This window comes from Simiduia litorea, assembly GCF_042853465.1.
Lineage (GTDB): Bacteria > Pseudomonadota > Gammaproteobacteria > Pseudomonadales > Cellvibrionaceae > Simiduia > Simiduia litorea.
The window spans coordinates 3916401-3938744 of record NZ_AP031497.1 but is presented as its reverse complement, the minus strand read 5'-3'; the positions used below and the strand labels follow the sequence as shown (position 1 = coordinate 3938744).

Here is a 22344-nt window from a genome sequence, read left to right as displayed (position 1 = left end):
CCGGCCATTTTAGGGCGCCAGTGATTAAATGACTAGCGCCAATTCGGGAAATTGGGCGCGGGGCCGGCAAGCCCGGCCATTTAAGCTTTGCGCTCGATAATATAGTCGGCTAATTGTCTGAGCGTGTCGGCCGCTGAACCGAGCCTGGCCAGTGCCTGATGGGCATCTCGGTGTAACTCCTGAGCTTTGGCTTTGGCACCCTCTAACCCGAGTAGCGAGACATAGGTTGGTTTGTTGTGGCTGCTATCGGCACCCTGCTGTTTACCCAAGGTTTGGGTGTCTGAGGTGACGTCAAGAATGTCGTCTTGCACTTGAAAGGCGAGGCCGATGGCTTCTGCGTAGCGCTGCAGCGCCTCTAGTTGCTCCGTAGTGGCGCCGGCTGCCAGAGCGCCCATGGCAACGGATGCACAAATCAGCGCGCCGGTCTTGTGCCGGTGCATGCGCTCTAGCTGCGTTAGGTCGAGCTGCTGATTGACGGCGGCAAGATCGATGGCCTGGCCCAATACCATGCCCTTGGCACCAGAAGCACTCGCCAGCTGAGTGATCAAGCCTACTTTTAGTTCCGCCGTAAAGGGGGCAAGGGCGAGTAATTCAAACGCGAGTGTTTGCAATGCGTCACCGGCTAAAATAGCGCTGGCTTCGTCGAAGGCGATATGGGTCGTGGGTTTGCCGCGGCGCAGGTCGTCGTCGTCCATGGCCGGTAGGTCGTCGTGCACAAGGCTGTAGGCGTGAATGGATTCGACCGCGGCCGCTACCCAGTCTAGGCCGTCTTCTTGGTCCGGTTTAAGGGCTTGGGCACTGGCATAGACCAAAAGCGGGCGCACGCGCTTGCCGCCGTTGGTAAGGCTGTAATGCATGGCGGCTTTGAGTTGAGCACCAGAGCCGGCTAGGTGCTCTATGGCATGCTCGAGCCGAGCGTCGACAGCGTGTTTAACCCGTTGGCTGAAAGCGGTGAGTGCTGGCTCCATCATCTAGTCTTCTTGTTCGGTGCCGTCGAGGTTTTCGTAGCGGACTTCGCCATTCTGCGCCAGCAGTACCTGCACGCGCTGTTCAGCGGCCTGCAGTCGCGCTTGGCATTCGCGGGTCAGCTGCACGCCCTCCTCGAATGCCTTGAGGGAATCTTCTAGGCTAAGGTCGCCTTTTTCCATTTTCGCAACCAGCGCTTCAAGTGCGGCCAGGGACTGTTCGAAGTCTTGTGGTTTCTTACGGCTGGCCATGGCTGCGCGTCCTGTAGTTGCGAGTAAAAATGAGGCATTAAATGAAGCCGCCACCCTATACGAGGGCTTCGAGTCGGTCAATCGCGAAGGTGCGCTGGGTCTAAAAGCGTAAATTCTTTCCGCTGATTTCCAAGCTAATCCCAGTTTCCTAACTAAACTAATACCGTAGTCGCAGGGTTCAGTTTGAGTGGCTTTGGACGATAAGTAAGAAGAAAACCGGCAATGGCTGCGGATATCGATAAGCAAGTAAGGAGTTTTCTGTGGATTTAGCCACGCTCATTGGCCTTTTGGGGACCATTGGTTTGATTTTAACCGCTATGTTGATGGCGGGTAATTTAGGCATGTTTGCCGATGCGCCGTCGTTTGTCATTGTGGTGGGCGGGTCGATTTTTGCGGTAATGATCAAATTTGGTTTATCTCATTACCTCTCAGCCATGAAAATCATGGCGAAAAGCTTCCTCTTTAAAAGTACCGATCCGGTGGATTTGATCGCCGAGATAGTCGAGCTTGCCGACGCTGCGAGAAAAGGTGGCTTGCTGTCGCTCGAAGGTAAGGAGGTAAGCAACCCGTTTTTACAGAAGGGCATTCAGTTGTTGGTGGACGGTCACGATCCCGACGTGGTTAAGGCGCTGTTGTCTAAAGACAAAGCGCTGGCCATTGAGCGGCATGAATACGGCGCTAAAATTTTTGCTGCCATGGCAGAAACGGCACCGGCCATGGGCATGATCGGCACCTTGGTGGGCTTGGTTGCCATGTTGTCGAACATGGATGATCCGAAATCCATTGGCCCCGCTATGGCGGTGGCCCTGCTAACAACGCTGTACGGCGCCATTATGGCAAACGGTATTTTTGGCCCCATGTCCGATAAGCTGAAATTGCGCGCGGGTGAAGAGGCCATGATCAAGAGTTTAGTACTGGATGCGCTCTTGGCGATTCAGGGTGGTCAAAACCCACGTGTTATCGATTCCATGTTACGCACCTATCTCCCCGAAGGTAAGCGCGAAGCGGCAGATGCGGGTTAAGGAGTAAACCTGTGGCTGCCGAGGAAGAACACGACTGTAAATGTCCCCCGCCGGGGCTGCCCGCGTATATGGGCACCTTCGCAGATTTGATGGCACTGTTGATGTGCTTCTTCGTGCTGCTCTTATCTTTTTCTGAAATGGATGCCATGAAGTTTAAGCGTTTGGCAGGTTCTATGGCGCAGGCATTTGGGGTGCAAAACAAACTCAATGTGGATGATGTGCCCAAGGGCACCAGTATCATCGCGCAGGAATTTAGCCCTGGCACACCCAACCCGACACCCATCAATGAAATATGGCAGAAGACCCAAGACATTACAGAAATGAGTCTGGAGGTGCAGTGCAATGAAGAATATGACGTTGAGCAGGGCGACCAAGCGACAGAAGCGGGTATTAAGGCGCGCATCAGAGAGAAGCTAGAAGAGCTTATTCAACAAACTGAAAATGACGCCGTAGATCTTGCCCAAGCGTTACAGTCGCAAATTATTGCCGGCGAAATTGAAATTGAAACCCAGGGTCGAAAAATCATTATCCGCATTCGAGAGAAGGGCTCTTTCCGCTCAGGCTCGGCTGATTTAGTTGGGCAATATGCCGATGTGATGGAGGAGATTCGCGCTGTGCTGAGGTCGAAGCCGGGCAAAATCGAGGTGCAAGGGCATACCGACAACATACCTATTGCCACGGCGCGTTTCCGCTCCAATTGGGAATTATCATCAAGCCGCGCCGTGTCTGTGGCAACCGAGTTGATGCGGGGCAATGAAATCAACCCGCGCCGTTTTCAGGTGTCTGGGTTTGCCGATACCAAACCTTTGGTGGCGAACGACAGCGGCGAAAATCGCGCGCGCAATCGCCGGGTGGAAATTGTTATTCAACAAGGCGTGGATTCGGATATCGATAAAGCCGATTTGGAAGTATTAAAAGAAGAGGGGCAAGATATTTTGCGCGACTTAAATCTGGACCCTGAATATTTATTTGATCTCGATCCGAGCGAGGTTTTCTAATGTCCGAGCGTCGGCGTTTTTTTCGCATTAATGACAAGGTGGGGGTGGCCTACCGCGTGTTAACAGATGAGGAGGCGAGAACGCGGCAAGAGCACGACCCGCAACCGGTGGATACGCTGAGTTTGCTTTCTCGCTATGAAAATGCCATCGACCAATTGCTACCGCAATTGTCGTCGCCAGTGATGACCGAATTGTTTACCACGCTCAATAATAAGATTAATTGTGTTATTGCACAGTTGGAGCTCGATAGCCGACTGGTTAGAGATGTCGCCCATCGCGTGCGCGAGGTCAATATTAGCGCCTGCGGTATGGCCTTTATCACTGAAGAGTTAATAGCCGCTGGCAAGGTGTTGAGTCTCGATCTGATTTTGCGGCCGGAGGGAAATCATATTGTGACTTATGGCAAGGTGCTCGATTGTGAAGCGATTGATGGTGGCTTTTATTTGCGCACAAACTTTGTTGCCCTTAGCCCCCACGATCAAGAGGTTTTAATACAGCACATTGTTAAGCGCCAAGGTTCGCAGCTGCGCGAGCATCGACTGATGATTGAATTCGAAGAGCAGTCGGAGCTGCAGACGGCGCTAGCGGTTGGCATGGATAAACCAAGTAAATAGCGACGCCTACCCATACTAGATAATAGCTAGAATCGCGTTATTGTGCGGTTATTGGCAATGGCTCGACCGGTGGCTCGGAAAAAGTGCTTGACGATCTGCATGAATTTTATACACTCGAGCTAAACGCCTAATAGAAAAGGAGGGTTTTGCCTTCATTGCAATCAGGTGCTCATGTGACGGCTTTCTGCTGCTTTTCTTAGTAGCCGGTCACTTTCTCGCTTTTAAATATCTCGTTTTTACCGCTTTTGTTCCAATTTCTTTATTCTTGTCATATCTCTTTCGTGCGAGTGCCGTAGCTTTTTACTTAGCTAGGCTTAGCGCCAGTGAATTTCGCTTGTTGTTCATGGAGAGACCCAATGCCTGAAGCACGCATTCTTCGACTTAATCTTTCCGGCCAGCCTATCGAATGGATTGGCTGGCAGGAAGCGGTTTGTCTCTACGCGAGGGATTTGGTGACGTGGAGTTTAGGCGGGGTGGTGAAACGCGTGGTGGGCGGAGAATCGCGGCTCACCGGGTTAACCAGTCGCATTCAGTTGCCATCAATTTTGGCCTGCGGCGGTGGGCGTTTAGCGCCACTGCGCAATCGTCCGCCGCTGACAAATCGGGCCCTGTTTCGGCGCGATGATTATCGGTGCTTGTATTGTGGTAAGTCGTTTAGCTTTATGAATCTGTCGCGCGATCATGTACAGCCCACCAGCCGCGGTGGTTTGGATCGCTGGGAAAATGTTGTGGCGGCGTGCAAGCGCTGCAATCAACATAAAAGTAACTTTCTTTTAGATGAGATTCAGATGAATCTCATTGCTTTGCCCTACCGGCCCAATAATGCCGAGTATTTAGCCCTGGTAAACAGCGACCGGATTCGCGGTGATCAAATGGAGTACTTGCGGCCGCAGTTTTCCAATAATTGCCGTTGGTTGTAAGGGCGCTGGATAGGGTATCCTTAGGCCATCTTCTGTAGCAAAAAAAGCGGTAGGTTTTCAGGTGGATGTGTATCTCGTTGGCGGCGCCGTGCGCGATGAATTGCTGGGTTTCCCCTTTCACGAGCGCGACTGGGTAGTGGTTGGCGCAACGCCAGAGCAAATGCTGGCTGAAGGCTTTACGCCAGTCGGTAAAGATTTTCCTGTTTTTCTACACGGTCGGACGCGCGAGGAGTACGCGCTCGCGCGCACAGAACGCAAGTCGGGGCGCGGCTATACAGGTTTTACCTTTCATACCGATGTAAGCGTGAGTCTCGAAGAAGATTTGATCCGCCGCGATCTCACCATCAATGCCATCGCCAAAAACGATCAAGGTGAGTTTATCGACCCCTACGGCGGCAGGCAGGATATTGAAAACAAAATCCTGCGTCACGTGTCCCCAGCCTTCGCCGAAGATCCTGTGCGTATTTTACGCATCGCGCGTTTTGCCGCACGCTACCATCAATTGGGTTTTGTGGTGGCGCCAGAAACTCAAGCGTTAATGCAGTCGATGGTCGATGCCGGCGAGGTTGATCACTTAGTGGCAGAGCGGGTGTGGAAGGAAATGCAGCGGGCCTTAGCTGAACCCAACCCCGAAATTTTTATCGAGGTCTTGCGCGCCTGCGGCGCGTTAGCGCGGCTTATTCCCGAATTAAATTGTCTGTGGGGTGTGCCACAGCGAGCCGAGTATCACCCGGAAATTGATACCGGCATTCACACGATGTTGACCCTACAGCAATCGGTTTTATTGACTGCAGCCGACGCCGATACGCGGGTGCGATTTGCCGCCTTGGTGCACGACTTAGGAAAAGGTGTGACGCCAATTGACGAGTTGCCAAGGCATATAGCCCACGAGCATCGAGGTCTGGCGCTGGTTAAAGATGTGTGCGCGCGACTCGGTGTGCCAAAAGAGCATCGCGATTTGGCTTTGGCCGTTACCGGGCAGCATTTGAATTGCCATCGATTATTTGAGCTGAAGCCGGCCACGGTGTTGACACTGTTGCAAGCCATAGATGGCTTGCGCAGACCTGAGCGAGTGCCTTTATTTACCGCGGCTTGTAAAGCCGACGCCCGTGGCCGAACCGGGTTTGAGACCGCGCCCTACCCGCAAGAGCAATATCTTGCCGCTGCGCTAGAGGCTTGTTTAGCAGTTAAACCCGATCCATTGATGGCACAAGGGTTAACAGGAAAAGCCTTAGGTGAAGGTATTAATCGTGCGCGCATTGCCGCTATAGCTAAACTTAAAGACGACTGGCCAATCCCAGACAAGTAACATCGTTCATGGTTTAGCTGATAAGCTTGGTTTTGGCTGGGATAAAATGGATCTACCTCAGGTGTTAACGACTTGTCTGAACCTACAATGATTGCCGCGCACGCGGAATTTAGTGCCGGCGCTGAACACCATGAGCGCACGCTTCATATTCGTGGTAATTGGCACCTAGGTAGCGCACCCGAGGGCGCGCAGCTGTGCGCACTCTTTCCCCTCGATTGTAAAGCCCTGAATCTGGATACCCGTGAACTTGGCCAGTGGGATTCGAGTTTAGCTATCGCATTGTTGCAGCTTGCGCGACGCTGCCAGAAAAAAAATATTGTATTTCGCTATTCTGAATCTAGCCCTGCTTTGCAGCAGCTATTGAAGTTAGCATTAGATGTCCCCGAATATGAACAGCCGACTAATCCGGTCTATATCGGCTGGCGGGCGAAACTAAGAAATTGGCTCACAGAGCACGGCCAAAGTGTTAAAGAGCATTTTATATTCGTCGGCGATGTTTGCCTCGCCTGCGTTAAATGGCTTTCTGGGCGAGCTAATACCCGCGCTAGCGATATCTTTTACTTCATTCGCGAGTCTGGCCCGAAGGCATTGCCGATTGTTACTCTGATTAGTTTATTGGTGGGAATGATTTTGGCGTACTTAGGCGCCATTCAATTACGCCAGCTAGGCGCGCAAGTGTATGTTGCCGATCTCGTGTCACTCGGTATGGTGCGGGAAATGGGCGCGCTAATGACCGCTGTTATTATGGCCGGCAGAACTGGTGCGGCCTACGCTGCTCAGCTTGGTACCATGCAAGTCAATGAAGAGATTGATGCACTCAAAGTGATGGGTGTGTCGAGCTTAGAATTTTTGGTGTTGCCACGCCTTTTAGCGCTGATTTTAACCATGCCGTTGCTAACCATCTATGCCAATACCATCGGCATGCTCGGTGGTGCGTTAATCACCACCAGCATGGATGTCAGTTACACTCAGTACATACTGCAAACGCAGCAAGCAGTAGATTGGCTAGATATCTCCACGGGCTTATTGAAAAGCTTGGTGTTTGGGGTGCTAATTGCCATGGCCGGCTGTCACGCCGGTATTCGCTGCGGCAGAAATTCAACCGCTGTGGGGCTGGCCACCACCAATGCTGTGGTGAGTGCGATTGTGTATCTGGTTGTGGCAGATGCCGCCTTTAATATTATTTATGACAAGTTGGGGATCTGATGACTAGCCCCTTTATAGACGTTCGCAACCTGAGCATTGGCTATGGTGCGCGCCCGGTTCAAAACGACTTAAATTTTACGGTAAAGAAGAACGATATTTTTTTTGTGGTGGGTGGTAGCGGCTGCGGTAAAACTACCTTGTTGAAATCCATGATAGGTTTATTGCCGCCGTCACAGGGCGATGTTGTCTACGAGGGGGTTGCATTTTATGCCTCTGATCACGAACGACAATTGGCGCTGTTGAAAAGCTGGGGCATTACCTTTCAAACCGGCGCTCTATTCTCCAGTATGACGCTGGCTGAAAATGTTGCCTTGCCCATGCAGCTCTATACCAACCTATCGGCCGCGCAAATTAAGGAGGCGGTTGCTTACAAATTGGCATTGGTGGGGCTGGCGGGCTTTGAGGCGTTTTATCCCTCGGAGTTGTCGGGCGGTATGCATAAGCGTGCAGGGCTGGCGCGCGCTATTGCCTTAGACCCTAAATTGCTATTTTTTGATGAGCCGTCAGCCGGGCTAGACCCCATCAGCTCTATGCGTTTAGATGAGCTTATTGTTCAGGTTTGTGGTGCATTGGATTCGACGGTTATTATTGTCTCTCACGAGCTGCCCAGTATTCTGACCATTGGCACCCAGTGTATATTCCTCGATAGCGAGTCGAAAACGATGTTAGATAGCGGTAACCCTAAAGTATTGGCAGAATCTAGCGCGTCAATCAAAGTCAGAAACTTTCTCAATCGCCAAACAAATACAGAGGTTGTCAGCGGATGACGGCAAACAAAAATCTTTCTTTCGCAATAGGCGCCTTTATTTTTGGCGCCTTATTGCTAACCTTTTTGGCTTTGCTTTTTTTCTCTGGCGGCCGCCTGTTCGCCAAAAAGCAAAGTGTCATTATGTATTTCGAGGGCTCGGTACAGGGCTTGCAGATTGGCGCTCCTATCAAGCTGAAGGGTGTTGTACTCGGCGAGATCGCTGATATTCAAATCAATTTTCAAAGCCTATCCAAGCACAGCGGTGGCGATGAGGGTGCCAGTCAGGCGGCGGTAACGACGGTGGTGGCGGATTTGTTGTTGAAGCGCATTAACAGCAGTGGCTTGGCGGCGAGCGAGGAGTTCTTAACTGAGGCAGTGGAAAACGGCTTGCGGGCGCAATTAAATTATCAAAGTTTTTTAACCGGCTTGCTGTATGTGGAACTGGATTTTCACCCTGATACACCAGTGCAGCGCTATGGTTACCAAACGGCGTTGGTGGAAATTCCCACCATGGCAACGGAATTCGAGCAGATTTCCAAGAAGTTTCAAAATATCAATTTGGAAGATTTAGTCAGCAACTTGAATCAGATGGTTGGGCGGGTTAACGCGCTCTTGGCGTCGGGCGAAATTGAGCGCACCTTGGTTGGCGCGAATAATACCTTGAGTGCTATTGAAAAGGCCGCTAACGGTTTGGACGGAGAGGTGGCGATATTAAGGCGTGATTTATCTGCAACCTTAGCGCAAGCAGATCAACTCATTGGTGAGCTCAATAACAGTGCGCCTGAAATAGTGGCTTCGCTAAATTCCAGTTTGACGCGTTTGAATAACAGCCTAGCTACGGTAGAAACGGCGGCGAGCCAGATGGCCTACACCTTTTCCGAGGATGGACAAACGGTCAACAAAATGGGCGCGGCGCTCGATGATGTTCGCCGTGCGGCGCGCGCACTGCAAACCCTATCGGAAACTTTAGATCAAAACCCCGATGCCATTTGGCGTGGGCGTGAAAATGCCGAGGATTGATTGCCCATGAAAACTGTTCTGCTACTTCTGCTGGCTTGTGTGGTGCTTAGTGCCTGTAAAAGCGTTGCGCCAAAAACATTTTATCTGTTGGGTGATAGTCAATGGTTGGCGCCAGCGCCCGACGCGGCGGTAGATGTATTGATTGGCGTCGGCCCGATTGAACTGGCGGGTTTTTTGAATCGGCCTCAATTAGTTTATCAGCACAAAGATGGCGCCATTCAGGTGCTAACGGGACATGTTTGGGCCGAGCCCTTAGAGAAAGGTGTGGCGCGAACCTTAGGCATGAAGTTGACGGCACAGGCGCCCGCGCGCGCCTTTGTGTACTTCCCTTGGCGCCAAGACAGTAGGCCTCAGAAAAGTGTACGGGTGCAAATTCATAACATCTTTCGCGATGCTGAGGCCGTTGGTTTGCAGGCAACCTGGGTGGTGGTAACCACCGGCACTGACGCCGAGATGACATATCATCACTTCAATAAGCAGGTGGTCGCGGCGTCTAACTCTACTGGCTTGGTGAATGGGTTGAATCAATTGCTAGCCCTGCTAGCCGAGGATGTAGGGAAGGCGCTGTAATCTGCTTAACTCTATGTCTTCGCGATAAAACCGATTTCGCATCGCAACCGATGAATGGCGTTGCGATGCGAAATTGGTAAGACTTACGTGAAGGCTACTTGCTAGCTAAGCTAGGTTTAGGCGCGCGTCGTTGGGTTTCTTCAGCCAACAATTAATTATGGCTACACATCTCGGCGCATGTGGCTGGCAACTTTATCCATATGTTGGCTCATTAGGGCGAGCGCGCTGGCCACATCTTTAGACACTTGATCTCGTGATTGATTAAATTTTTTGATCAGCGCTTTGCCATCCTCCTCGAAAAATTGCTGTGCATCCATCTTGGCTAAATGCGCTTTTAGCCGAGTGTAGTCGAGTTCTGTTTTAGCACTTTGCCTGCCGTGTTGTAAGGTGGATTCGACCGTTTCTTTGATTCGTTCCCAGTGCTCGCTGGCGTCCATGGCCGCTAAGTGTGCCTGCAGTATCGCTTCATCAGTGCTTGCGCCAAGTGAGGTTTTTGCCGAGCGTAATTTGCCTTCAATGGTGTCGAGTTGTTGTTCTGCATCCTGCCAGAAGCTCTTAGCTTTAACCTCAGCCTCGGCCGCCGCGTGTTGAATGGATGCTTTTATGGCACGCATTTTTTCAATGCTTAGCTCGATTTCTTTTTTCAGGTGTTCGTTCATGTCATGCTCCTGTGCTGGTTGCTCAGTGGATGTTGAACAGAGGTCAACGTTTACCATAGCACAGTGCGGGGGAGCGGCTTTGATATGCATCAAACGGGTTTGTTTGATAATGAGCTGGCGCTGGCTGGTCGCTTAAATGCGTGTTAACTCGCGACCTTGCCAAATGAAGCTGACCGGCCAGAGCTGTTGGCTGCTGGTGTAATTCTGCCAAAGTGTGGCGTAGTTGGCTTTGGAGCCGGGCAAGAGGGCGTCGGGCGCAATTTCTGCCAGTGGTTTCAATACAAAAGCATTGAACAGAATTTCGTCGCGGGGAAGTTCGATGTCGCCGAAATTTCCGGCGGCTTCGCCGTAGGTGAGAATGTCGATATCCAGCGTTCGCGGGCTGAATTTTGGCCCGTCGCGAAGGCGGCCGTTGGCGTCTTCAATCTGTTTTAATAAGCGCGAGAGGTCTGCGAGCGCGAGCTCGGTTTTTGCCGCCACCACGAGGTTGTAGAAATTCCGTCCATCAAAACCCACAGGTAAGCTTTCGTACACAGACGACAGCGTGAGTTCCCCTAGCGCTTCTGTTAACGCATCTAAACCGGCGCATAAGTTTTTATGTTTGCCGGTGTTACTGCCTAAGCCTAAAAAAATATCGGTCATTTAGGGTGTCGGCTCGACGGGCTTCCCGCGTTCGATGTAAACCGCCACGTTGGTGGCTTTGGGTAGTGCACCGGGCTTGGAAAGTTTGAGCGAGAGCCAGCTGACCTTAAATTCGGTTTGGATTAGTTCTGCCACTTGCTCGGCCAAGGTTTCAATAAGCTGATGGGATTTGGATTCGCTAAATTCGATCACGCGATCGCTTAAGGTTTTGTAATTCAAGGTTTTGCCGATGTCATCATCGGCGGCGGCTGGGCGTATATCGGTGGCCAGCACGAGGTCGAACAGCAAGCGCTGTTTAATGCAGCGCTCCCAGTCGTACACGCCTATGACCGTTTCCACCCAAAGACCTTCGATAAAGATGCGGTCATTCATGCTGGTCAGCCGCCGTTGTTGTGGCGATGGGTTTCAGGCTATCCATGGGCCAGCGCGGCGTGACGTTAATGGCGAGATCTGCGGTTTCACCGGCCAGTAAACGCTGGGCGCCAGCGTAGGCGATCATGGCGCCGTTGTCGGTGCAAAATTCTTTGCGCGCATAGAATACCGAGGCGTTGATTTTGGCGAGCTGCGCTTCGAGTTGTTCGCGCAAGGATTTATTAGCCGAGACGCCGCCGGCAATCACCAGGCGCTTGTAGCCGGTTTGCTTCAAGGCGCGACGGCATTTAATCACCAGTGTGGCGACAACGGCTTCCTGAAATGCCAAGGCTATGTCGGCGCAGGTTTGATCGCTTGGCAAGCCATTGGCTTCGGCGTGCTCGGTGACGGTGTTGAGGGTGAAGGTTTTTAGCCCGCTAAAGCTGAAATCTAAACCGGGTCTGTCGGTCATTGGGCGCGGAAAAGTGAAGCGGCCCTTGGCGCCGCGCTCGGCAATGCGCGCGATGTGCGGGCCGCCGGGGTAATCTAAGTCCATCATTTTGGCGGCTTTATCGAAGGCTTCGCCGGCGGCATCGTCGAGCGATTCGCCCAGCAATTCATAGCGGCCAATGCCTTCTACTTTAACCAACTGGGTGTGGCCACCGGAAACCAACAGCGCCACGAAGGGAAACGCCGGCGGATTGTCTTCCAGCATGGGGGCGAGCAGGTGGCCCTCCATGTGATGTACGCCTACGGCGGGTATGCCCAGAGCGTAGGCCATGGATCGACCCACGGCGGCGCCAACCATCAAGGCGCCTATTAAGCCTGGGCCCGAGGTGTAGGCAATGGCGTCTAGGTCCGCTTTCGTTAGGTTCGCTTTCGTTAACACTTCCTCTATAAGCGGCAGAGTTTTACGCACGTGATCGCGCGACGCCAGCTCTGGCACCACGCCACCGTATTCGCTATGCACCGCTATTTGGCTGTATAGCGCGTCTGCCAACAGGCCTTTGTCGGTGTCGTAAAGGGCGATGCCGGTCTCATCGCAGGATGTTTCTATGCCAAGTACACGCATGGGCTAAAAAAATGATGTAGTAGGTTGGAGCGGCATGATAAAGTCGCCGCCGGTCAGATACCAGCATAGTCCTCATTTTAGTCCGCTATTGTTGTAGGTCGAAATTGACGCACATCCTAGGCTTGATGTTAGTCGGTGAACTGTATAGAATCTGCGCCCCTTGGAAACCCGTCTGTAAGATGCAGTTTGGGTAGAGAATTTAAAACAGTCAGGTAATGAAATGCCTTCAGTAAAGTTGAAAGAAAACGAGCCCTTTGACGTAGCATTGCGTCGTTTCAAGCGTTCATGTGAAAAAGCCGGCATTTTGGCCGAAGTTCGTCGTCGTGAGTTTTACGAGAAGCCCACCACTGTACGTAAGCGCGAAGCTGCTGCCGCTGTTAAGCGTCACGCCAAGAAGATGTCTCGCGAAAACCGTAAATTTCAGCGGATGTACTGAGTTAGCTGCCTAAAGCTATTGCTCAGATCTGACTGCGCGGCCGGAATTCCAAGCTCCGGCCGTTAGTCGTTTCTAGTCTGTTAAATTGTGCTTTCTTGCTCTTCCACACGCGAATTACCCTTAGGGTGTTTTGCCATGTTAGGTGTTAGCCATGTCTACTGAACTCAGAACTCGAATCAGCGATGCTATGAAGGACGCCATGCGCGCCCGTGAAAAAGAGCGTCTTGCCGCTATTCGCCTTATATTGGCGGAATTTAAGCGTATCGAAGTGGATGAGCGCATCGAAGTAGATGATGACCGCGCCCTCGCCGTGATGGATAAGATGCTCAAGCAGCGTCGCGACTCCATTAGCCAGTTCGAGGCCGCCGGCCGCACCGATTTGGCCGAGGTGGAAAAAGCCGAAATGCTGGTCATCCAAGACTTTCTGCCCACCCAATTGAGCGCAGAAGAGTTGGATGCCATGGTTTCTAAAGCGATTGCCGACAGTGGTGCCGAGTCTATGCGCGATATGGGTAAAGCCATGGCGCTGATCAAGCCGCAGGCCGCTGGCCGCGCCGATATGGGCGATGTAAGCAAGCTGCTGAAAGCCAAGCTGGGTTAAGCTCAACAGTTCGATTGTCGCTGGCGCCTCGCCCCGTTACACTTCCGGCTCACTCCTAAACACTTTCTGGTGCTCAGACGGTTATGGCTGGTTTAATCCCCCAAGACTTCGTTGATGACCTGCTCGATCGCATCGACATTGTCAGTCTTGTGGATAGCCGCGTTAAGCTGAAAAAAACCGGCAAAAACTACAGCGCCTGCTGCCCCTTTCACGACGAAAAAACCCCGTCTTTTACCGTTAGCCAAGATAAACAATTCTTTTACTGCTTCGGTTGTGGCGCCAGCGGCAATGCCGTGGGCTTTATCATGGATTACGAGCGCTTGGATTTCCCCCAGGCAGTGGAATCCTTAGCGCACCTAGCCGGTTTGGAAGTGCCGCGCGAGCAGCGCAGCCCCGAGCAAGTTAAAAAAGCCGAAGTGCGCAAAAGTTTGTATACCCTGCTGGAGAAGTCGAGCGAGCACTTCCAAACCCAGTTGCGCGAGCACAAAAACCGGCAACAAGTGGTTAACTATCTCAAAACCCGTGGTTTAACCGGCGAGGTGGCGAAAAATTTCGGCATCGGTTTCGCCCCGCCAGGTTGGGATAACTTGCTTAAAGCCTTGGGCGAAACGGAAGAAGATAAAAAGCTCTTAATTGAAGCCGGCATGCTGATCGCGCACGAGCAAGAAAATAAGCTCTACGATCGCTTTCGCGAGCGCGTCATGTTTCCCATCCGCGACTTGCGTGGCCGTGTTATCGGTTTCGGCGGTCGGGTGCTCGATAATTCCAAGCCCAAGTATTTAAACTCGCCCGAAACGCCGGTGTTCCACAAGGGCAAAGAGCTGTACGGCTTGTACGAAGCGCGCCAAGCCTACAAGGAAATTCCGCGCCTGCTCGTGGTTGAGGGCTATATGGACGTGGTGGCCCTAGCCCAGTTTGGTTTGCGCTATGGCGTTGCCACCTTGGGTACGGCCAGCGGCGAAGAGCATCTGCGTTTAGCGTTTAAATACACCAGTGAAGTGGTATTTTGTTTCGATGGCGATGAAGCCGGTCGCCGCGCCGCGCGCCGCGCCTTAGAGGTTTCATTGCCGGTCATGCAAGACGGCTGGCAGGTGCGGTTTTTATTCCTGCCCGATGGCGAAGACCCGGATACCTTGGTGCGCCAAATTGGCCCGGAAAAGTTCGAAGGCTTGATCCGCGATCGCGCCATTCCGCTGGAAGATTACTTGTTTGACGCCGTGTCCGACGGTCTCGATTTAAAGCGCATGGAGCACCGCGCGCGGCTCAGTAAGCTCGCCGCTCCGCTGATTTATCAGCTGCCTAAGGGCGTCTATCGCGAGTTAATGTTTCAGCAGTTGGCCAAGCGCACGGGGTTAGATAAGGACACCTTGTTGGAGTTGGCTGAGCAGCCACCCGAGCCGGCACCTAGGCCGGAATATCGACCCGCACAGGCGCCAGGAAACCGGCCAGCGACGGTTGGCCCCGCCGATAGCGAAGCGCTGCCGCCGACCATCGATCAAGATGCCCCTGACTATCACGACCAAGGTTACGAAGAGGTTTGGGCCCAGCAAGCGCCGAGCGATAATCAGCCGCCCGAGGGTTACGAGCACTGGGAAGGCGCCGAGGCATCGCTGCCCCGTCAGCCGCAATTATTTGCGCGCTCGTCGAAAAATATCGGTTTTACCCCGGCGAAATTGGCCACGGCGCTGTTGCTCTACCACACTGAGCTGGTTGCCGAAGCCGAGCGCGAGCTAGCCCAGTTGTCGGGGCTCGACGATCCGGATTTGCCGCTATTGCGCGAGCTGGTGAGTTATCTGGCGGCCCGGCCGGTGGTCAGCATCGGTCAGGTGCTGGGCCATTGGCGCGGTGCCCACGGCCACGAGGCCGAGGTGAAAATGGGTCAGTTGGCCGGCATGCATTTGTTTACAAGCGTTGCGGCCAACGATCAAAGTGCCGAGCTGCGCGGCCAAGAGTTGGCGGATATTTTTAAAGAGTTGCGCAGGCGCTTGCAGCTACAGACGGATTTGCCGCTGGTCGAGAAAGCGAAATTACAGGGTTTAAAAAGCCTCAGTGCCGAAGAACGTGAGCAATTACGCCTTTTGTTGGCGAAAAAAGCCTGAATCTAGCGTGAAGAATGAGCTTGGATTCTGGCTCCTGATCCCCATATAGCGTTATAATGCGCGGCTTTGCGTTCCCCCCACCTCATCTGGTAATACACAGGGTTTAGAATGGTTGATATTGGCAAACAGCAGCAATCGCGAATTAAAGAGCTGATTGCTCGCGGTAAGGAACAGGGTTACCTCACCTATTCCGAAGTGAATGACCACTTACCCGAGGATATTTCCGATCCAGATCAGGTTGAAGACATCATTCAGATGATCAACGACATGGGTATCAAGGTGTTCGAAACCGCACCTGATGCAGATACCCTGTTGATGACCGATGGCGACAGCTCTGCCGATGAAATCGCCGCCGCCGAAGCCGCTGCGGCCTTGGCTGCGGTAGAAACCGAAGCCGGTCGCACCACTGACCCCGTGCGTATGTACATGCGCGAAATGGGCACCGTCGAGCTTCTGACCCGCGAAGGCGAAATTGCCATTGCCAAGCGCATCGAAGAAGGCATTCGCGAGTTGATGCATTCCCTCGCTTGCTGGCCCGGTGCGGTTGAGCAGGTTATTGGTGAATACGATCTGATTGCCAAAGAAGAGCGTCGCATGGTCGACGTTATCGCCGGTTGGTTAGACCCTGCCGACGAAGTCCCCACAGCTGCCGAGCAAGCACAGCGCCGCGAAGATGCCGCCGCTGCCGCCGCCGAAAGCAATGACGACGATGACGACGATGACGACGATAGCGATTCGTCCGATGATGAAGACAGCAACGAAGGTGGCGTAGACCCAGAAGAGGCGCGCGTGCGTTTCGAGGCGCTGCGCGAAGCCTTAGCCAAGTACGAAAAATCAGTGGCGAAAAACGGCCGCAACCACAAGTCCACCGATAAGTTGGTGAACGAAGTGGGCGAAATCTTCAAGTTCTTCAAATTGCCCCCACGCCAGTTTGATCCCCTGTATGCGCGCGTGCGCGGTATGTTGGATCGGGTGCGGGCAGAAGAGCGCGCGATCATGTATTTGTGCGTGCGCAGCGCTGGCATGCCACGGAAAACCTTTATCAAAGAGTTTCCCGGCGCCGAAACCAATGAAGATTGGGTAGCCGACATCGTTAAGAAGAAGCGCGATTACGCCGATGCGTTGAAGGCCGTCGAGCCGGAAATTTTACGCAGCCAGCGCAAGCTTCAGCAGATTGAAATGGAAGCCAGTTTGGAACTGTCTGCCATTAAAGAAATTAACCGTCGCATGTCTATCGGTGAGGCTCGTGCCCGCCGCGCCAAGAAAGAAATGGTTGAAGCTAACTTGCGCTTGGTAATTTCGATTGCGAAAAAGTACACCAACCGCGGTTTGCAATTCTTGGATCTGATTCAGGAAGGCAACATCGGCTTGATGAAAGCGGTAGATAAATTTGAATACCGTCGCGGCTATAAGTTCTCGACCTATGCCACCTGGTGGATTCGTCAGGCAATTACCCGCTCCATCGCCGATCAGGCGCGCACCATCCGTATTCCGGTACACATGATTGAGACTATCAACAAGCTCAACCGTGTATCCCGTCAAATGCTTCAGGAAATGGGTCGGGAACCCACGCCGGAAGAGTTGGGCGAGCGCATGGACATGCCAGAAGACAAAGTGCGTAAAGTGCTGAAAATTGCCAAAGAGCCTATCTCCATGGAAACGCCGATTGGCGATGATGAAGATTCGCATTTGGGTGATTTCATCGAAGATAACACCATCACCTCGCCGGTAGATTCAGCCACGGTTGAAGGCTTGATTGAAGCCACGCGCGATGTGTTGTCGGGCCTAACCGCACGCGAAGCGAAAGTATTGCGTATGCGCTTCGGTATCGACATGAACACCGATCACACCCTCGAAGAAGTGGGCAAGCAGTTCGACGTCACGCGCGAGCGTATTCGTCAGATCGAAGCCAAGGCACTGCGCAAATTGCGTCACCCTTCGCGCTCAGATCATTTGCGTAGCTTCTTAGACGAGTAATTCGAACACTGATATCGCGAGATAAAAAAAGGCGCCTAAAATGGGCGCCTTTTTTTATTGTCTCGGGTTTTGTTTGTGGCACCTTATTCTTGGCTTTGGTTGGCACTATGGTTGGCGCTTTGGTTGGCGGTTAGGTTATCGACGAAGCGGTTGATTCGCTGTTGCAGATAAGGGTAGAAGGGGTTGTACCTTAGGCGGCTTAATTGATCCATCGATACAATAAAAGCACCGCGCTCGCCGAGACTGCCGCCACCGCCTAAATGCATCGGTACCTCAACGCTGCGCTTTTTACCGTAGACGCTATCAGAGGCGGGAATGGGCAGAGCGACGTGTGATAGCGAATAAATATTTTCTGGCCAAGACAAATTCAAAACCTGCTGCGTCGACACGACGCTACCGGCCGCTCTTTGTATCGCACTTATAGTGCGATCCCCATTCGGGTTGGTCACTAATGTGTAGTCGAACGGCAGTTCCGCGTTGGCCAACTGTGCCAATAGATTTTGGTGTTGTTGTTTTAGGTAGCCCTTGGCCTGAGCGAGCTGGTCGACATCGAACAGCACCAGCTGGTTATTGTGTGTGGGCAGCTTTAACAGTAAATCGTTCACCGCCGCGCTCGGCTCCACGGTCGCATCCACGGCGGATTGAAAAATTAATGTTGCAGGGAATGCGGACAGCAGCGGGCGAATTTCTGGGTCGTTTAGGCGCGCTTGTATCGCCTGCGTCAGCTCGTAAATTTGCTGGCCGGCATTTACGGGAAAAGAATTGTATTTAAAGGGATCGTATTCGGGGTAGATATCCACCCAAGCTAAATTGTCCAGACCTGGCAACTTGCCGAGCCACAGTTGTAACTTAGCGAAGCTCGCCAAAGAAGACACTCGCAATGCCGGCGAGATAAGAATCAGCGCGGAAACCTGTTTTAGCCTTTCATCACGCAGTGCTTCTAGGGCGTAGTCCACAGACAGTGCCGCGCCATTGGAATAACCGACCAAAATAACCGGTGTAGCCGGATCGTCCCGTATCGCGCCCCGAACGGCCATGGCCACCGCGGCTCGGCTGTCTTCCCAGCGTTTATTGAGGAGGTGGCCGGGTAACAAGCCATGGCCTGGTACCCGCAAGCCCAAAACTTCGCCGCCTTGCGCGTGCAAGTCGTCTGCAATGGCGTGCAAGCTATAGGGCGAATCCGTAAGGCCGTGGATGAGAACCGCCTTGAAGCGGGGTTTTTGTGCTGCTCTAAGCCAATAAGATCGATTGCCATTCATGGGGTAAAGGGCTGGGTTGCCCGAACCCGTGGGGCTAAAGCGGTGCCAAGGTGCGCTGGGCGACTTGCCCAATTTTACCTTTTTAGCCAGCAGCCGATTGAGCGCCGCAAATTGCAGCTCTTCGTGCGCGAGGTACTCTGGCCAGCTTGCTGTGTCTAGATTTGCTAGCTCGGCAAGTTCAAGGTACCGAGCTTCGTCGTCGTGCCAAAAGGACAGCTCAGGCCGAGTTTGCGACCAGAGGTAAACAATTACCAACATACCCGCTAAAAAGCCAAATAAACACCAACCCAGGCGCGCCCCCAAGGCCTTCAATAGCTTTAATGCAGATAAAGTCACCGGCTTGCATCCCCTTTACGAATCAATCATTTACGAGAGTAGTCAAAGCCGCCCAGCATAGCTATAATGGCGCCCCCTCGAAAGCGCCTTTGCGTTAGCGGGGTGTAAAAGCTGGGATATGTCGCGTAGCGCAACATAGATCAGCAAGACAAAACGCAGAGGTTTTGTTGGCTGGCTAGGAGCCGCGCAGGAATTTGAATGAGCATAGATCAACTATGTGATTGAAAATTCTGAGATCGCAGCGCAGTCAGGTGACAAAAGATCAGCAAGTCAAAACGCAGAGATTTTGCAGCATGGCTAGGAGCCGCGCAGATATCTGAAGGAGCATAGATCAACTATGTGACTGAAGAGATCGAGCACGCGACAACGCCAGGCTTCAAAAGATCAAGTTTTGGGCCTTTAGCTCAGTTGGTTAGAGCATCCGACTCATAATCGGCAGGTCCTGGGTTCGAGTCCCGGAAGGCCCACCATTTCTACTCGAAGTTAGTCACTCCGTACCCGTCGGACCGACTCATCTTTTGTTTCAAGTTCGGGCAGGTCCTGAACAACTCGAGCCCGAGAAAACCCACCATTTCTTTACTCGAAGTTAGTCACTCCGTACTCGTCGGACCGACTCATCTCTTTGTTTCATGTTCGGGCAGGTCCTGTCCGGATGGCCGGCCCGATCGACAAATCGCCAGGAGCGATTTGGTGCGCGTTAGCGGCCGAAGGCAGAGCACAGGAAGTGCGAACACAATCCCGGAAGGCCCACCATTTCTACTCGAAGTTAGTCACTCCGCATCCGTTGGACCGACTCATCTCTTTGTTTCATTTACAGCTTTGCATCGCTAATTTCTTAAGTCACAAACAATGCCGCATAGGTAGATGTATTTGGTACGACAGTCAAAGTGAGCTTCCGATAATCGACAAATTTGCAGTAAATTCGTGTATTTCGTCAATTTTCTCTCTCTGTAAAATGGCAGCGCGCATTACAATCCGGCGACCAATTGCGCTCATTTACAAAGGCTAGCGCGAGCGAATTTTTTCAGGGAGAGAATGATAATGTTAGCAACCCACAGGGATGCGGAAGATCGCTACACAAAGCTTCGGCTTGCAGTGCTGGATGAAGTTAATAAAGATTTACGTTCTAGTCAGCCAAATCTACGCGCTGGCCTAATTGATCAAATGGCACTCACTCAATCAAAGCGCTGGGACTATTCTCCTAAGCGTCGCGTGGACTGGGATTGGACTGAAGGCTACAACGCATTTAAGTATCGTCACCCTAAGCGCTTTGAGATGGCGCTTTGGAATAACGGCACGCTAGCGAGCTTAAGCTTGGGCAAGCCCACCTATCACGGTACCAAGTTGCGACTAGACTTCATTGAAGGTAACCCCGAGAACGGTAAAGATGTGCGGGTATTCCAAACCACCTTTCTTGCCTTGGCAGGCTATGCGGAGGCGTTAGGGGCTGCAGAGCTGCGTGTCATGAATCCAATTAACGCCGATGTACGCCGTTATTATGAAGGGTTTGGGCTTATATACGTGGCAAAAGGTGACTACCTGTTTGTGAGGTTGTAAGGTGACGGTTATGAGCGAAAAAATTAAACACATCCGCGATGCGCAAAAGAAAACGGGCTCGATTTCAGATGCCATAAAACGCGCAAAGCAGCACATTCGAAATGTTGGGGCTGAAGATCTCCAAGAGCCAGACGGCTTTGCGTCTGGTGATATGAAAAAGTTCTTAGAAGACCCAGAAGCATACGAAAAGGACGTCGAAGATGAGCAGTCAGAAGAAGGCAAATAAGCCCCTAACCGATCTTGAAAAACAGCATCAGCCAGTGCCTGGCGAGATCGATCCCAAGAACGCCAAGGTAAAGGTTTTTTTGGCCATGTTAAAAGCTAAGCGGCGTTTCTCGTTGAGCAAATAGCCCTCTATCGCAACATCCCATCACCGAGATTGGGCATGTCAAATATAAGACATGACCCCGTCACCTTGCTTCTATTGCACCTTTTGGGGTGCACCATTTATTAACCTTAAAATTTCCAAAATCTACGCAGTAGCATGCAACAGCGGTTCCTGTCACTTAGATAGCCTGCGCAGCTAGAGCAATTTGGATTTGGCATCCATCCAAAGTGTGCTATAAATCACCTTCGGTTAACAACCAAACACTTAGGGCAGAGGTATCCGCCCACCAACCTGCGGCCAGTTAATACCTAGGCCTAGTGCATCAAGGAAAGATGTATGCAAGACGTTGGTTGCCATAGTTTCGGTCCTTTATTTTTCTGCTGGCTAAATCGCCAGCTTCTTTCGGCTGCACGATTGTGTTTGTGCGGTATTCGAACACGCGATCTTCCAATAGTTATTAAATACAGCACCACTATTTTTCACTCTACCATTTGGCAGCGCTTTGGCGTTGCGGTGGGGTGCTATGCCTAGGTATCAAATACCCGCGTCAGCCTGGCCGTTTTATATACGCGAGTCCAAGGCTGTAGCACCCATGGTGTGGAATAAAAAGACCAGTACCGGGAAGGTGATTATCCCTTGTCGTGATCGGCGGCAGGCGTTGGAGGTGCTCGAAAAAGTTTCTTCGATGAAAGGTGGTGGGGAGTTGTGGGTTTAGTGGATGATGGGGGGGAGGCTGTTCTCTTGGTCTTTTCTGAACGGGGTGGTATTTCATGAATGCCTGCTTGCGACCCAAAGCGGACGCTTTAGTTTTTACTCTGACCCCAAATCTCGACTGCGCAAATGTCATCATGGTCAGCGTAAGCTGGAACCGAATAGATAAATGCAATTGCTACCAAATTCATCCGCCATGCTTGCAAAAACGAGATAGTCCATAGATAAGGCTGTTAGCTGTACAAGGAAATAAGGAGATTTTATGAACAAAGTAGAAATTGGAGTTGTTGTAACAGTTGTGTTGGCGATTGTAGCTGGGGCATTGTTTATCGGGCAGATAGATGGGCGTCTAAAAGCAGTTGAAAATGATAGGGATTTTGCGTCAATAATAGAACAGAAAGAGGAGATTCTTTCCGATATTATCAAAGTTAAACAATCGGTCGTAAGTGAATTTTCAGAAACCTCTGATAGGATTTCTGCTCTGGAAAATAAATCGAAGGAAGAAAGAAAGCCTGGTGAGGCTATAACACTTAGTCATGGTGCGAGTGGAGCATGGGGTAATTGGACCGGCGCTCAATACTGCCCAGCCAAGCACTATGTTTGCGGTCTAGAGCAAAGAACCGAGCCCTCTCAAGGGAAGAACGATGATACGGGAACCACAGGAGTTAGATTTTTCTGTTGTCCCCTTTAGA

23 protein-coding genes and 1 tRNA gene are annotated in these 22344 nt (G+C 52.0%); 17 read left to right on the top strand and 7 right to left on the bottom strand.

The features are described from left to right. Window positions 1-80 precede the first annotated feature (80 nt). The gene (gene ispA / locus ACGHTT_RS17400) at window positions 81-968 is read right to left on the bottom strand and encodes a (2E,6E)-farnesyl diphosphate synthase (RefSeq protein ID WP_390595076.1); all 888 of its coding nucleotides are present in this window, start codon (window positions 966-968) and stop codon (window positions 81-83) included. A 3-nt stretch (window positions 969-971) separates the two neighbouring features. Continuing rightward, window positions 972-1217 carry an exodeoxyribonuclease VII small subunit gene (locus ACGHTT_RS17395; RefSeq protein WP_390592245.1) on the bottom strand — a complete coding sequence of 82 codons (246 nt, stop codon included), beginning with the start codon at window positions 1215-1217 and terminating at the stop codon, window positions 972-974. Window positions 1218-1477: 260 nt separating this feature from the next. On the opposite strand from ACGHTT_RS17395, the gene pomA reads away from it, so the two are divergent. From pomA to ACGHTT_RS17350, 9 genes are all read left to right on the top strand, one after another. After that, window positions 1478-2239, top strand: coding sequence for a flagellar motor protein PomA (gene pomA, locus ACGHTT_RS17390; RefSeq protein ID WP_390592244.1), 762 nt, complete (start codon window positions 1478-1480; stop codon window positions 2237-2239). An 11-nt stretch (window positions 2240-2250) separates the two neighbouring features. Then, complete coding sequence (locus ACGHTT_RS17385; protein WP_390592242.1) at window positions 2251-3237, top strand: flagellar motor protein MotB; 987 nt, start codon at window positions 2251-2253, stop codon at window positions 3235-3237. After that, window positions 3237-3851 carry a PilZ domain-containing protein gene (locus ACGHTT_RS17380; RefSeq protein ID WP_390592241.1) on the top strand — a complete coding sequence of 205 codons (615 nt, stop codon included), beginning with the start codon at window positions 3237-3239 and terminating at the stop codon, window positions 3849-3851. The genes ACGHTT_RS17385 and ACGHTT_RS17380 overlap by 1 nt, the downstream gene beginning before the upstream one ends. Before the next feature lie 356 nt (window positions 3852-4207). Further along, entirely contained in the window at window positions 4208-4771 is a 564-nt protein-coding gene (locus tag ACGHTT_RS17375; RefSeq protein ID WP_390592240.1) for an HNH endonuclease, read from the top strand. Window positions 4772-4832: 61 nt separating this feature from the next. Further along, complete coding sequence (locus ACGHTT_RS17370; RefSeq protein WP_390592239.1) at window positions 4833-6080, top strand: multifunctional CCA addition/repair protein; 1248 nt, start codon at window positions 4833-4835, stop codon at window positions 6078-6080. A 72-nt stretch (window positions 6081-6152) separates the two neighbouring features. Then, on the top strand, window positions 6153-7286 hold the full coding sequence (locus tag ACGHTT_RS17365; protein ID WP_390592238.1) for an MlaE family ABC transporter permease: 1134 nt from the start codon (window positions 6153-6155) through the stop codon (window positions 7284-7286). Next, window positions 7286-8053, top strand: a complete 768-nt coding sequence (locus ACGHTT_RS17360) for an ABC transporter ATP-binding protein (protein WP_390592237.1) — start codon at window positions 7286-7288, stop codon at window positions 8051-8053. Before ACGHTT_RS17365 ends, ACGHTT_RS17360 begins: the two co-directional genes overlap by 1 nt. Beyond that, window positions 8050-9054 (top strand): MCE family protein, encoded by a 1005-nt coding sequence (locus ACGHTT_RS17355; RefSeq protein ID WP_390592236.1) that lies wholly within the window; start codon window positions 8050-8052, stop codon window positions 9052-9054. Before ACGHTT_RS17360 ends, ACGHTT_RS17355 begins: the two co-directional genes overlap by 4 nt. Window positions 9055-9060: 6 nt before the next feature. Further along, a complete protein-coding gene (locus tag ACGHTT_RS17350; protein ID WP_390592235.1) occupies window positions 9061-9624 on the top strand; it encodes a membrane integrity-associated transporter subunit PqiC in 564 nt (187 codons plus the stop codon). Between the two features lie 161 nt (window positions 9625-9785). Here ACGHTT_RS17350 and ACGHTT_RS17345 read toward each other — a convergent pair whose 3' ends face one another. The 4 genes from ACGHTT_RS17345 to tsaD form a co-directional block, all read right to left on the bottom strand. Continuing rightward, a complete protein-coding gene (locus ACGHTT_RS17345) occupies window positions 9786-10283 on the bottom strand; it encodes a hypothetical protein (protein WP_390592234.1) in 498 nt (165 codons plus the stop codon). 132 nt (window positions 10284-10415) lie between these two features. Beyond that, window positions 10416-10925: a 2-amino-4-hydroxy-6-hydroxymethyldihydropteridine diphosphokinase gene (gene folK, locus ACGHTT_RS17340; protein WP_390592232.1), complete on the bottom strand. Its 510-nt coding sequence runs from the start codon at window positions 10923-10925 to the stop codon at window positions 10416-10418. Continuing rightward, on the bottom strand, window positions 10926-11297 hold the full coding sequence (gene folB, locus ACGHTT_RS17335; protein WP_390592231.1) for a dihydroneopterin aldolase: 372 nt from the start codon (window positions 11295-11297) through the stop codon (window positions 10926-10928). Further along, entirely contained in the window at window positions 11290-12348 is a 1059-nt protein-coding gene (tsaD, locus tag ACGHTT_RS17330; RefSeq protein WP_390592230.1) for a tRNA (adenosine(37)-N6)-threonylcarbamoyltransferase complex transferase subunit TsaD, read from the bottom strand. The genes folB and tsaD overlap by 8 nt, the downstream gene beginning before the upstream one ends. A 220-nt stretch (window positions 12349-12568) precedes the next feature. Between tsaD and rpsU the strand changes: the two genes are divergently transcribed. From rpsU to rpoD, 4 genes are all read left to right on the top strand, one after another. Next, window positions 12569-12784: a 30S ribosomal protein S21 gene (gene rpsU, locus ACGHTT_RS17325; protein ID WP_290259477.1), complete on the top strand. Its 216-nt coding sequence runs from the start codon at window positions 12569-12571 to the stop codon at window positions 12782-12784. Between the two features lie 151 nt (window positions 12785-12935). Continuing rightward, window positions 12936-13385, top strand: a complete 450-nt coding sequence (locus ACGHTT_RS17320; protein ID WP_390592229.1) for a GatB/YqeY domain-containing protein — start codon at window positions 12936-12938, stop codon at window positions 13383-13385. Window positions 13386-13468: 83 nt separating this feature from the next. Further along, entirely contained in the window at window positions 13469-15484 is a 2016-nt protein-coding gene (gene dnaG, locus ACGHTT_RS17315; protein ID WP_390592228.1) for a DNA primase, read from the top strand. A 108-nt stretch (window positions 15485-15592) separates the two neighbouring features. After that, a complete protein-coding gene (rpoD, locus tag ACGHTT_RS17310; protein ID WP_390592227.1) occupies window positions 15593-17461 on the top strand; it encodes an RNA polymerase sigma factor RpoD in 1869 nt (622 codons plus the stop codon). A gap of 83 nt (window positions 17462-17544) precedes the next feature. On the opposite strand, the gene ACGHTT_RS17305 is transcribed toward rpoD, so the two are convergent. Further along, window positions 17545-19056, bottom strand: coding sequence for an alpha/beta hydrolase (locus tag ACGHTT_RS17305; protein WP_390592226.1), 1512 nt, complete (start codon window positions 19054-19056; stop codon window positions 17545-17547). A gap of 393 nt (window positions 19057-19449) precedes the next feature. On the opposite strand from ACGHTT_RS17305, the gene ACGHTT_RS17300 reads away from it, so the two are divergent. From ACGHTT_RS17300 to ACGHTT_RS17285, 4 genes are all read left to right on the top strand, one after another. Further along, window positions 19450-19526: transfer RNA gene (locus ACGHTT_RS17300), tRNA-Ile, on the top strand. 571 nt (window positions 19527-20097) lie between these two features. Next, a complete protein-coding gene (locus ACGHTT_RS17295) occupies window positions 20098-20613 on the top strand; it encodes a hypothetical protein (protein ID WP_390592225.1) in 516 nt (171 codons plus the stop codon). A 10-nt stretch (window positions 20614-20623) separates the two neighbouring features. Continuing rightward, entirely contained in the window at window positions 20624-20839 is a 216-nt protein-coding gene (locus ACGHTT_RS17290; RefSeq protein ID WP_379784082.1) for a hypothetical protein, read from the top strand. Between the two features lie 1075 nt (window positions 20840-21914). After that, window positions 21915-22343 (top strand): hypothetical protein, encoded by a 429-nt coding sequence (locus tag ACGHTT_RS17285; protein ID WP_390592224.1) that lies wholly within the window; start codon window positions 21915-21917, stop codon window positions 22341-22343. The last annotated feature ends 1 nt before the right edge of the window (window position 22344 follow it).

Bases quoted from the DNA above. Each gene is read 5' to 3' on its own strand.
- ACGHTT_RS17355 (WP_390592236.1), top strand. From the start codon at position 8,050: ATGACGGCAAACAAAAATCTTTCTTTCGCAATAGGCGCCTTTATTTTT.
- ACGHTT_RS17320 (WP_390592229.1), top strand. From the start codon at position 12,936: ATGTCTACTGAACTCAGAACTCGAATCAGCGATGCTATGAAGGACGCC.
- ACGHTT_RS17395 (WP_390592245.1), bottom strand. From the start codon at position 1,217: ATGGCCAGCCGTAAGAAACCACAAGACTTCGAACAGTCCCTGGCCGCA.
- tsaD (WP_390592230.1), bottom strand. From the start codon at position 12,348: ATGCGTGTACTTGGCATAGAAACATCCTGCGATGAGACCGGCATCGCC.
- rpoD (WP_390592227.1), top strand. From the start codon at position 15,593: ATGGTTGATATTGGCAAACAGCAGCAATCGCGAATTAAAGAGCTGATT.
- ACGHTT_RS17285 (WP_390592224.1), top strand. From the start codon at position 21,915: ATGAACAAAGTAGAAATTGGAGTTGTTGTAACAGTTGTGTTGGCGATT.
- ACGHTT_RS17345 (WP_390592234.1), bottom strand. From the start codon at position 10,283: ATGAACGAACACCTGAAAAAAGAAATCGAGCTAAGCATTGAAAAAATG.
- dnaG (WP_390592228.1), top strand. From the start codon at position 13,469: ATGGCTGGTTTAATCCCCCAAGACTTCGTTGATGACCTGCTCGATCGC.
- ACGHTT_RS17360 (WP_390592237.1), top strand. From the start codon at position 7,286: ATGACTAGCCCCTTTATAGACGTTCGCAACCTGAGCATTGGCTATGGT.
- ispA (WP_390595076.1), bottom strand. From the start codon at position 968: ATGGAGCCAGCACTCACCGCTTTCAGCCAACGGGTTAAACACGCTGTC.
- ACGHTT_RS17380 (WP_390592241.1), top strand. From the start codon at position 3,237: ATGTCCGAGCGTCGGCGTTTTTTTCGCATTAATGACAAGGTGGGGGTG.
- folK (WP_390592232.1), bottom strand. From the start codon at position 10,925: ATGACCGATATTTTTTTAGGCTTAGGCAGTAACACCGGCAAACATAAA.
- rpsU (WP_290259477.1), top strand. From the start codon at position 12,569: ATGCCTTCAGTAAAGTTGAAAGAAAACGAGCCCTTTGACGTAGCATTG.
- folB (WP_390592231.1), bottom strand. From the start codon at position 11,297: ATGAATGACCGCATCTTTATCGAAGGTCTTTGGGTGGAAACGGTCATA.
- ACGHTT_RS17290 (WP_379784082.1), top strand. From the start codon at position 20,624: ATGAGCGAAAAAATTAAACACATCCGCGATGCGCAAAAGAAAACGGGC.
- ACGHTT_RS17350 (WP_390592235.1), top strand. From the start codon at position 9,061: ATGAAAACTGTTCTGCTACTTCTGCTGGCTTGTGTGGTGCTTAGTGCC.
- ACGHTT_RS17375 (WP_390592240.1), top strand. From the start codon at position 4,208: ATGCCTGAAGCACGCATTCTTCGACTTAATCTTTCCGGCCAGCCTATC.
- ACGHTT_RS17295 (WP_390592225.1), top strand. From the start codon at position 20,098: ATGTTAGCAACCCACAGGGATGCGGAAGATCGCTACACAAAGCTTCGG.